This is a genomic window from Streptomyces sp. NPDC004031, from assembly GCF_053604375.1.
In genome coordinates this window covers 1-9,926 of sequence record NZ_JBSGHL010000110.1, presented here as the reverse complement: position 1 = coordinate 9,926, position 9,926 = coordinate 1, and the positions used below count along the sequence as shown (strand labels likewise).

Genomic DNA, 9,926 nt, shown 5'->3' with positions numbered 1-9,926 from the left:
GCGCCCGGCTGCCGGGGAAGGGCACGAAGGCGATGACCAGCGCCAGGAAGAAGCCCAGCAGCAGGCGCCCGGCGGCGGATCTGCCTTTGCCGTGTTCGGAAACGCAGGGCAGGGTAGGCGGAGAGGACCAGAAAGCGGTCGAATCCGGTCCGATCCGGATTCGACGGCGTCCCTTCGTGTTCATCCGCTGGGAGATCCGCATGAGTGTCGTGAAGAGTCCGCTGTCCGAACAGGACCGCAAGGTCGTCGGGGATTCCCTCCAGGGCGCGCTGGTCGACCTCCTCGACCTGTCGCTGGTGGCCAAGCAGGTGCACTGGAACGTGGTGGGACCGCGCTTCCGCTCCATCCACCTCCAGCTCGACGAGGTGGTGGACAGCGCACGCGCCCATTCCGACACCGTGGCCGAGCGGGCCTCGGCGATCGGTGTCTCGGCGGACGGCAGGGCCGGGACGATCGCCAAGACCAGCGGCATCGACGCGGTCACCAACGGGTGGGTCAAGGACACCGAGGTCGTCGAGATCATGGTGGCGGCGCTGCACGCCGTCATCACGCGGATGCGCCAGCGCATCGAGGTGACCGCCGACCCGGACCCGGTCAGCCAGGACCTGCTCATCGGCCTCACCGCGGACCTGGAGAAGTTCCACTGGATGTTCCAGGCCGAGAACAGCTCCTGACCGCGCCCGTCACCCGTCGGTGCCCCCTGCGGGAGCCCGGCCGGGCCCGTACCGCGGGCGGCCGTGTCCCGCGGACTCGGGGAATCGACTCGGGGAATCGGGGGCTCGCGTACTCGGGGTCGGAAGGAGGCGGCCATGCGACCGCTTCGAGCACTCCCGGAATTCCCTGCTCCGCCGTCCGCCGCCGCCGTTCCTTCGCCGGTCGGCGCTCCTGCGGGGGCGCTGCCCGGTGGTTCCCCCTCCGACGGGTGCGCGCGCGGCAGGCGGCGGCTGCGCTGCGTGATCGGGCTGATCGGCGGAGTGCTGTGGTGGGGGGCGGTGCTGGGGCTCGCCGCAGGGCGGGCTCCGGTGCTGCCCTGGCTGAGCGCGGTCGCCGCGGGGGGCTGGGGCCTCGGCCTCATACCGCTGCACGCGGTGCCCGCGCACGTCCGCCGTACTCGCGCCGCCCGTTCCCGGGGCGACCGCTCGCGGGCCGCGCCCGGTGCAGGTGAGCAGGCCTGACGGCGCGGCGCCGGTGAGGTCCGGGGCTCGGTCCCGGCCTCAGGACGCGTCGCCGGGCACGGGACCGCGCTGGCATTTCGGGCACCAGTACGCCACCCGTCGATGGTCGGCGGGCCCGTGCTCGCCACCGCGTACGGGGGTGCCGCAGCGCAGGCACGGGCGGTGCGCCCGGCCGTAGACCCAGTGCGTACGGCCCCGCCGGGTGTCCCCGGTCGTCACATGGCCGGGGCGCGCCTTGTTCGCCTCCAGCAGCCGCTTCGCCAGCAGCACCAGCTTCTCCGGCGCCGATACCTCCCCGAACGGTGTCCACGGCGTCACCCCGCGCAGAAAGCACAGCTCGGCTACGTAGACGTTGCCGATCCCGGCGAGATTGCGCTGGTCCAGCAGCGCCTCACCCACCGGCCGCTCCGGCTCCGCGGCCAGCCGCCGCAACGCCTCCGCTGGATCCCACCCAGGACCGAGCAGATCCGGCCCCAGATGGCCCACGACCTGCGATTCGTCCGCGGTGGCCAGCAGCGCCAGCACCGGCAGCCGGTAGCCGACGGCCGTCCGCTCCGCCGTCTCCAGCACAGCCCGCACCTGGTGCTCGGCCCCGCCCCGCCAGCGCTCGCCCGGCGCGTAGAGGTGCCAGGCGCCGTCCATCCGCAGATGCGAGTGCAGCGTCGCGTCGCCGTCCAGCCGGGTCATCAGGTGCTTGCCGCGCGGCACGACCTCCAGGACGCGGCGCCCCGCCAGATCGACGGTGGCCAGCTGCGGCACCCGCAGATCCGCGCGCACCAGCAGGTGCCCCGCCAGCGCGGCATGCAACCGGTGGGCGGTCAGCCAGACCGTGTCTCCTTCAGGCACCCCTCCATGATGCCGTGCCCGTCATCGCGTCGATGCCGTGCCGGTCACCGCGTCCGGCGGCCCGGAGCCTCGCCCACTCGACCCACCCGGCCGTGCGACCGCCTGCCCCCGCCGCCCGACGTCCTGTGCTGACCGCCGGTCCTACGGCGGCCACCCGGCGGCCGGCGGCCGTTCCGCTGTGCGGCTCCGGACCGGCGGGCCCGGCGGACGGGGGTCTGCGCCCGGCCGCCGGGCCCGCCGGTCCGGGGCTAGGAACCGTCCCGCAGGCGCAGCCCGCGGGGAGTGGCGTGGAAGCCGGCCGCCTCCAGGGCTCGGCCCAGCGGTGAGGTCAGGGCGGGCTCGCCGTTGGTGCGCTCCACCGTGAGCTTGCCCAGCGCCCCCTCCCGCACCGCGAGGGCCAGGGCGTCGGCAGCGGCCTGCACCCGTATCTCGTCCACGGGCCAGGCCAGCAGCGTCTTGCCGCCCCGCTCCACGTAGAGCGCCAGTTCCCCGTCGGTGAGGACCACCAGGGAACCCGCCTTGCGGCCCGGCCGGTGACTGACGCCCGGCGGCTGCTCGGGCCAGGGGAGAGCGGCACCGTACGGATTCGCCGGATCCGCCGCCGCGAGCACCACCGTGCGGGAATGGCCGGAACCCTCCTCCGCGCGCTCACGCACCGTGCTCAGCGCGCGCAGCCTGTCCACCGCTCCCTCCATCGCGAACTGCGCAGCCCCCAGCCCCTCCACTACGTAGCCGCGCCTGGCGTGCCCCGTCTCCTCCAGCGCCGCCAGCACCCGATATGCCGCGGAGAAGCCGCCCTCCACGCCCTCGGCCGCGACCGCGCCCCTGGTCACGACGCCGTGCCGGTCGAGCAGCGCGTGCGTCAGGGCGTGCGCGCGCAGTGTCGGATCCTGCTCGGGCGCGGGGACCAGGGACCAGCGGCCCGCTGTCGTGGGCGGGCCGTTGCGCGACGCCGTGGCGCGGGGCGCCGCCCGCCCGGCGAGCGAGCTGTACCTGCCGCGTGGGACCGACCGGGGCGCACGGTGTGCGGTCGCCCCGGCCGTCCGCCCGGAACCGAGCAGCGCCCGCAGCGGGGCGAGGGTGTCGTTGGTGAGCCGGCCCGACCAGGCCAGCTCCCAGATCGCGTCGGCCAGCTCCGGCTCGGTCACCTCAAGACCCGCGGCGCGCACGTGGTCGGCGATCTGCCGGAAGAACAGCCCGTAGCCGCCGGACAGCGCCGCCAGCACCGCATGGTGCAGGGGGCTCGGCTCCAGCGGCTGCGGCGGGGGCAGCAGCAGCGGGGCGCTGTCGGCCGGGTAGAGGGCGATCCAGCCGTCCTTGCCGGGCAGCGCCCCCGCTCCCGCCCAGAGGATCTCCCCGGAGGCCGTCAGCTCGTCCAGCATCGCCGGTGTGTAGCCGCTGACGCGCGAGGGCAGGACCAGCTTCTCCAGGGCGGAAGCGGGCACGGCCGCACCCTGCAGCTGCTCGACTGCTCGGGCCAGGCCGTCCATGCCGCGCAGGCTGTGGGTGCCGACGTGCTGCCACTGCGGCAGGAAGACGCCCAGCGTCGCGGGCGGAACGGGCTCCAGCTCCTGCCGCAGCGCGGCGAGCGACCTGCGGCGCAGCCGGCGCAGCACCGCCGCGTCGCACCACTCCTGGCCCGCGCCGCCGGGGCGGAACTCGCCCTGCACCACCCGGCCCGCCGCGGCCAGCCGCTGCAGCACGCCGTCCGCGACGGCCGCCCCGAGCCCGAACCGGGCTGCCGCCTCCGCCGTGGTGAACGGTCCGTGCGTGCGCGCGTAGCGGGCCGTCAGGTCGCCCAGCGGATCCTTGACCGGCTCGGTGAAGGCCACCGGTACGCCCACCGGCAGGGCCGTGCCGAGCGCGTCCCGCAGCCGCCCGGCGTCCTCGACCGCCGCCCAGTGCTCGACTCCGGCGATCCGTACCCGGATGGCACGCCTGGCGGATTCCAGGTCGTGCGCCCAGGCCGGTTCGGCGCCCCTGGCGGCCAGCTCGGGCCAGGTCAGCGGACCGAGCAGCCGCAGCAGGTCCGCCACGCCCTCGGCGTCCTTGACCCGTCGCTCGTCCGTCAGCCACTGCAACTCGCGGTCCAGCTCGGCCATCACGTCGGCGTCGAGCAGCTCCCGCAGCTCGGCCTGGCCCAGCAGCTCGGCGAGCAGCCGCGAATCCAGTGAGAGTGCCGCCGCCCGCCGCTCCGCGAGCGGCGAATCGCCTTCGTAGAGGAACTGCGCCACGTAGCCGAACAGCAGTGACCTGGCGAAGGGCGAGGGTTCGCCGGTCGTGACCTCGACCAGCCGCACCCGGCGGGCCTCGATGTCGCCCATCAGCTCCACGAGCCCGGGTACGTCGAAGACGTCCTGCAGGCACTCGCGCACCGCCTCCAGCACGATCGGGAACGACCCGAACTCCGAGGCCACCGCCAGCAGCTGCGACGCCCGCTGCCGCTGCTGCCACAGCGGGGTCCGCTTGCCGGGACTGCGGCGCGGAAGCAGCAGGGCGCGTGCGGCGCACTCCCGGAAACGCGAGGCGAACAGCGCCGATCCGCCGACCTGGTCCGTCACGAGCTGCTCGACCTCGCCCTTGTCGAAGACGACGTCGGCGGCGCCCACGGGCGACTGCTCGGGATCGAATTCGGCGCCGGGCCGGGCAGGCGCCACGTCCAGCAGATCCAGGCCCATCAGGTCGGCGTCCGGCAGCCGCAGCACGATGCCGTCGTCGGCGTGCATGGCCTGGACGTCCAGACCGTACTTCTCCTGGAGCCGCGCCCCGAGCGCCAGCGCCCAGGGCGCGTGGACCTGCGCGCCGAAGGGCGAGTGGACGATCACCCGCCAGTCGCCCAGCTCGTCGCGGAAGCGCTCGACCACGATCGTCCGGTCGTCCGGCACGTGGCCGCAGGCCTGGCGCTGTTCGGCGAGATAGGCCAGCACATTGTCCGCCGCCCAGGTGTCGAGGCCCGCCTCCGTCAGCCGCTCACGTGCCGGGCCCTCGGCGAGCGCGCCCACCTCCCGCAGCCACGCGCCCAGCGCCCGGCCCAGTTCGAGCGGTCGGCCGAGTTGGTCCCCCTTCCAGAAGGGCAGCCGTCCCGGCACTCCCGGTGCCGGGGACACCAGGACCCGGTCCCGGGTGATGTCCTCGATCCGCCAGGAGGTGGTGCCCAGCGTGAAGACGTCCCCGACCCTGGACTCGTAGACCATCTCCTCGTCCAGCTCGCCGACCCTGCCACCGCCCTTCTTCGGGTCGGAGCCCGCGAGGAACACCCCGAACAGGCCGCGGTCCGGGATCGTGCCGCCGGAGGTGACGGCGAGCCGCTGCGCCCCGGGGCGGCCGGTCAGCGTGTTCGCCACCCGGTCCCACACCAGACGCGGGCGCAGTTCCGCGAAGGCGTCGGACGGGTAGCGGCCGGCGAGCATGTCGAGGACCGCCACGTACGCCGAGTGGGGCAGGGAGGCGAAGGGTGCCGCACGCCGGACCACGGCCAGCAGCTCGTCGACGTCCCAGGTGTCCAGCGCCGTCATCGCGACGATCTGCTGGGCCAGCACGTCCAGCGGGTTGGACGGGACGCGCAGCGACTCGATGGCCCCCTCCCGCATCCGCTCGGTGACCACGGCGGACTGCACCAGGTCACCGCGGTACTTGGGGAAGACCACACCCTTCGACACCGCCCCCACCTGGTGTCCGGCGCGGCCGACCCGCTGGAGTCCGGAGGCGACGGACGGCGGCGACTCCACCTGTACGACCAGATCGACCGCGCCCATGTCGATGCCCAGTTCCAGACTGGACGTGGCGACGACCGCCGGCAGCCGGCCCGCCTTCAGGTCCTCCTCGACCAGTGCCCGCTGCTCCTTGGAGACCGATCCGTGGTGGGCGCGAGCGAGCACCGGCGGCGCACCGCGGGCGGCACCGGACTGGGCCATGATCTCGGCAGGCGACGGATTTTCCGGGAGCGGGGCGCCCTCGGCCCGCTCGTGGCCGATCTCGTTGAGCCGGTTGCAGAGCCTTTCCGCGAGCCGCCGCGAATTGGCGAAGACGATCGTCGAACGGTGGGCCTGGACCAGATCGGCGATCCGCTCCTCCACGTGCGGCCAGATCGACGGGCGCTCGGCCGGACCCGCGGCCGGACCGGTGTGCTCCGCGGCATCGGCGACCGGCGAACCGCCCAGCTCGGCCAGATCCTCTACCGGCACCACCACCGAGAGGGCGAACTCCTTGCGCGAGGCCGGCTGGACGATCGACACCCTGCGCTGCGGCGACAGGTAGCGGGCGATCTCGTCCACCGGGCGGACGGTCGCCGACAGGCCGATCCGCCGGGCAGGGCGGTCCAGCAGCTGGTCAAGACGCTCCAGGGACAGGGCCAGGTGAGCGCCGCGCTTCGTGCCCGCGACCGCGTGCACCTCGTCCAGGATCACCGTCTCCACCCCGCTCAGCGCCTCGCGCGCCGCGGAGGTGAGCATCAGGAACAGCGACTCCGGCGTGGTGATGAGGATGTCCGGCGGCCGGGTGGCCAGCGCGCGCCGCTCCGCCGGCGGAGTGTCGCCCGAACGGATCCCCACCCGTACCTCGGGCTCCGGGAGCCCGAGGCGCACCGATTCCTGGCGCAGACCCGCGAGGGGACTGCGCAGATTGCGCTCGACATCCACCGCGAGAGCCTTCAGCGGCGAGACGTAGAGCACCCGGCAGCGCTTGCGCGCCTCGGCCGGCGGGGGAGTGGCGGCGAGCCGGTCCAGCGCGGCGAGGAAGGCGGCGAGTGTCTTGCCGGAGCCTGTGGGCGCGACCACCAGCACGTCGGAGCCCCCGGCGATGGCGGTCCACGCCCCGGCCTGCGCCGGGGTGGGCTCGCTGAACGCACCGGTGAACCACGCGCGGGTGGCCGGTGAGAAGGCGTCGAGACTGCGGTGATCGGACATGCCACCATCCTGCCTCGCAGCACCGACACCTCGCCGGGCACGACGCCCGAGCTGTGGATAACCCCTGGCGCGGGCACGTCACAATGGCCTCATGACGCGAGGCGAGCAGGCCAGGCACTGGGAGCACCCCGCGCTGCCCGGCGTGGACCTGCTGCGCGCCCGCTACATCCGGCACACCTTTCCCCGCCACGCGCACGACGGTTTCGTGATCGCCGCGGTCACCGGCGGCGTCGAGGGCATCGGCCTGCCCGGCGGGGCCGAGCGTGCCGGAGCCGGAGGTGTCGTCCTCATCAATCCCGAGACCCCGCACTCCGCGTACGCGGGGACCGAGGAGGGCTGGGCCTACCGCGTCCTCTACCCGGCGCCGCAGGTGGTCTCGGCGGTGGCCGCGGAACTGTCGCTGCCGCAGGGCACCCCCTCCTTCACCACGACCGTGCTGCACGACCCCGGCACCGCCCGGATGATCGCCGACGTGCACTCGGCCGCGGAGCGCGACAACGCGCTCGCGGCGGACACCTGCCTGCGCGTGCTGCTCGCCCGACTCCTCTCCCGGCACGGCTCGGCTCCCGGGGCCGTACGCGGCGGCGCGGACGGAGGCCGGACCGTCGCCGCCCGCGCCCGCGAGCTGCTGCTCAGCCGCCTCCCGGACCCGCCGGGCCTGGAAGCGCTCGCCGCCGAGTTCGGGACCAGCCCCTTCGCCCTGCTGCGGGCCTTCAGATCCGCCTACGGACTTCCACCGCACGCCTGGCTGACCGGGGAACGGGTCAGGGCCGCCCGCCGGCTGCTCGACGCCGGTGTCGCCCCCGCCGCGGCCGCGTCCGCCGTCGGCTTCACCGACCAGCCGCACCTCAACCGCCACTTCACGCGGATCGTCGGCGTGCCGCCGGGGGCCTACCAGCGCGAGCGCAAGAACGTACAAGACCCGGCGGCGGCCACTTCCTAGCCTGGACCGGTGATCGCACCACCGATACCCGGCCAGGCGGCCGAACGCCCGCCGTCCCCTCGCTCCCGCGTGGTCCGCGACGCCCTCGGCGTCGGCGTGGCCGTGGGCCTTTCCGGCTTCGCCTTCGGCGTGACCTCGACCGGCGCCGGACTCAGCGTGCTCCAGAGCTGCGCCCTGTCCCTGCTGGTCTTCACCGGCGCCTCGCAATTCGCCCTGGTCGGCGCCCTCGGCGCGGGCGGCAACCCCTTCGCGGCAGCCGCGAGCGCGCTCTTCCTCGGTGCCCGCAACGCCTTCTACGGACTGCGCCTGTCCCAGCTGCTGGGTCTGCCCGGCGCGGTGCGTCCGGCCGCCGCGCAGTGGGTCATCGACGAGACGTCGGCCGTCGCCCTGGCCCAGCCGGACCGTGCGAGCGCCCGGCTCGGTTTCACCGTGACCGGTGCGAGCCTGTACACGCTGTGGAATCTGACGACCCTCGGCGGCGCGCTGGGTGCCTCCGCGCTCGGCGACCCGGCGGCCTGGGGGCTGGACGCCGCCGGTCCGGCCGTCTTTCTCGCGCTGCTGGCCCCCATGCTCAAGGGGCGTACCGAGCGCGCGGTGGCGGGGCTGGCCGTGCTGCTCGCGCTGGTCTGCCTGCCCGTGCTGCCCGCCGGGGTGCCGGTGCTGGTCGCCGCACTCGCGGCGCCGCTGGTGCTGGCGGCACGCGGGCGCGGCCGCGGTCCGGCGTCCGGTTCTGCCATGACCGGGGAGGCACGATGACCGGCTCGGCGGGCGTGTGGGCGGCGATCGGTGTCACGGCGGCCGGATGCTACGCGGTGAAACTGCTGGGCCTGTCGATACCGGCCGGGATGCTGGACCGCCCGCTGGTCAGGCGGCTCGCGGCCCTGGTGCCGATCGCGCTGCTGGCGGGACTCACCGCGCTCCAGACGTTCGGTACCGACCAGCTGCGGCTCACGGTGGACGCGCGGGCGGCGGGCCTCGCGGCAGCGTGCGTCGCACTGCTGCTGAGGGCACCCTTCCTGGTGGTGATCGGCGCGGCCGTGGCAGTCACCGCCGCCCTGCGCGCGGTGGGCAGGCTGTGAGCGGCGACGACCGCGGCGGCCTGCGGGATCCACTCGGCTGCGCGCGATACTTGCAGCCATGCGGCTGACGATTTTCTGGGAACGAATGCGCGCGCACTTCGGTGAGACCTACGCCGACTCCTTCGCGCGCGACCACGTGATGTCGGAACTGGGCGGACGGACCGTGGTCCAGGCGCTGGAGGACGGCTGGGAGGCCAAGGACGTCTGGCGCGCGGTGTGCGCCGCGATGGACGTCCCCGCGGCCCGGCGCTGACCGCGGCCGTCGCGGGCCGCAGCGGGTTCGCGGATCCGCGGCGGCCGCCCCGTCCGGCAGCGGCACGCACCGGGTCCCGTGCTGCGCCGAATGACCCGATAGCAGGACTTTCCCGTCACGCGAGGCGAGACTTGGCGCGTGGCAGAAACCGGTGGCACCCCCGACCCGGTCACGCCTCCTGCCCAGCCGCCGACCGGTGGGGCGGATCCTCCCGGCCCTCCGCACCACGGCCGGTCCGGCCCGCGCGCCCGGATGCCCCGCTGGCTGCCCCGCGCGCTGCTGCTCGCCCTCGCCCTCCTGGCCTGCTACCAGTTCGCGCACTGGGTCTTCGGCCGGCTGGTCGGGCTGCTGGTCAACGTCCTGATCTCGTTCTTCTGCGCGGTGGCCATCGAGCCCGCGGTGGACTGGATGGCCACCCGGGGGATGCGCCGCGGTCTGGCCACCGGCCTGGTCATGCTCGTGGTCCTGGCCGCCTCCGCGGGCTTCCTGATCGCACTGGGCTCGCTGCTGGTCGACCAGATCGGCACCATCGTCCGCAACCTGCCGCAGTACGTGGACGACGTCGTGGCATGGATCAACCGGACCTTCCACTCCCACCTCGACACCGGAAGGCTGCGGGAGAACTTCCTGCACTCCGACTGGGTGCGCACCTACCTCGCCAACGGGGCGAGCAGCGTGTGGGGCCTGTCGGCCACCGTCGTCGGCACGGTGTTCCAGCTCTTCACC

9 protein-coding genes and 1 pseudogene are annotated in these 9,926 nt (G+C 74.4%); 7 read left to right on the top strand and 3 right to left on the bottom strand.

Translation table 11 applies throughout. The features are described from left to right. A pseudogene (locus ACWERV_RS36010) lies at positions 1 to 202 on the bottom strand (hypothetical protein); the annotation flags it as partial. Here ACWERV_RS36010 and ACWERV_RS36005 point away from each other — a divergent pair. Next, the gene (locus tag ACWERV_RS36005) at positions 201 to 674 is read left to right on the top strand and encodes a Dps family protein (RefSeq protein WP_398177694.1); all 474 of its coding nucleotides are present in this window, start codon (positions 201 to 203) and stop codon (positions 672 to 674) included. The pseudogene ACWERV_RS36010 and the gene ACWERV_RS36005 overlap by 2 nt on opposite strands. 135 nt (positions 675 to 809) lie before the next feature. Continuing rightward, the gene (locus ACWERV_RS36000; RefSeq protein WP_452941045.1) at positions 810 to 1,175 is read left to right on the top strand and encodes a hypothetical protein; all 366 of its coding nucleotides are present in this window, start codon (positions 810 to 812) and stop codon (positions 1,173 to 1,175) included. 39 nt (positions 1,176 to 1,214) lie between these two features. Here ACWERV_RS36000 and ACWERV_RS35995 read toward each other — a convergent pair whose 3' ends face one another. Together ACWERV_RS35995 and ACWERV_RS35990 are read right to left on the bottom strand one after the other, a co-directional pair. Beyond that, positions 1,215 to 2,021 carry a DNA-formamidopyrimidine glycosylase family protein gene (locus ACWERV_RS35995; protein WP_452941043.1) on the bottom strand — a complete coding sequence of 269 codons (807 nt, stop codon included), beginning with the start codon at positions 2,019 to 2,021 and terminating at the stop codon, positions 1,215 to 1,217. A gap of 248 nt (positions 2,022 to 2,269) precedes the next feature. After that, positions 2,270 to 6,925 (bottom strand): ATP-dependent helicase, encoded by a 4,656-nt coding sequence (locus ACWERV_RS35990; protein ID WP_452941042.1) that lies wholly within the window; start codon positions 6,923 to 6,925, stop codon positions 2,270 to 2,272. A gap of 91 nt (positions 6,926 to 7,016) precedes the next feature. Between ACWERV_RS35990 and ACWERV_RS35985 the strand changes: the two genes are divergently transcribed. From ACWERV_RS35985 to ACWERV_RS35965, 5 genes are all read left to right on the top strand, one after another. Continuing rightward, the gene (locus ACWERV_RS35985; protein WP_452941040.1) at positions 7,017 to 7,868 is read left to right on the top strand and encodes an AraC family transcriptional regulator; all 852 of its coding nucleotides are present in this window, start codon (positions 7,017 to 7,019) and stop codon (positions 7,866 to 7,868) included. Between the two features lie 9 nt (positions 7,869 to 7,877). Then, positions 7,878 to 8,624 carry an AzlC family ABC transporter permease gene (locus ACWERV_RS35980; protein ID WP_452941038.1) on the top strand — a complete coding sequence of 249 codons (747 nt, stop codon included), beginning with the start codon at positions 7,878 to 7,880 and terminating at the stop codon, positions 8,622 to 8,624. After that, positions 8,621 to 8,947, top strand: a complete 327-nt coding sequence (locus tag ACWERV_RS35975) for an AzlD domain-containing protein (RefSeq protein ID WP_398177711.1) — start codon at positions 8,621 to 8,623, stop codon at positions 8,945 to 8,947. Before ACWERV_RS35980 ends, ACWERV_RS35975 begins: the two co-directional genes overlap by 4 nt. 58 nt (positions 8,948 to 9,005) lie before the next feature. Further along, positions 9,006 to 9,200 (top strand): DUF3046 domain-containing protein, encoded by a 195-nt coding sequence (locus tag ACWERV_RS35970; RefSeq protein ID WP_031513085.1) that lies wholly within the window; start codon positions 9,006 to 9,008, stop codon positions 9,198 to 9,200. Between the two features lie 138 nt (positions 9,201 to 9,338). Beyond that, the coding region (locus ACWERV_RS35965) for an AI-2E family transporter (protein ID WP_452941036.1) at positions 9,339 to 9,926 on the top strand (588 nt) is incomplete at its 3' end.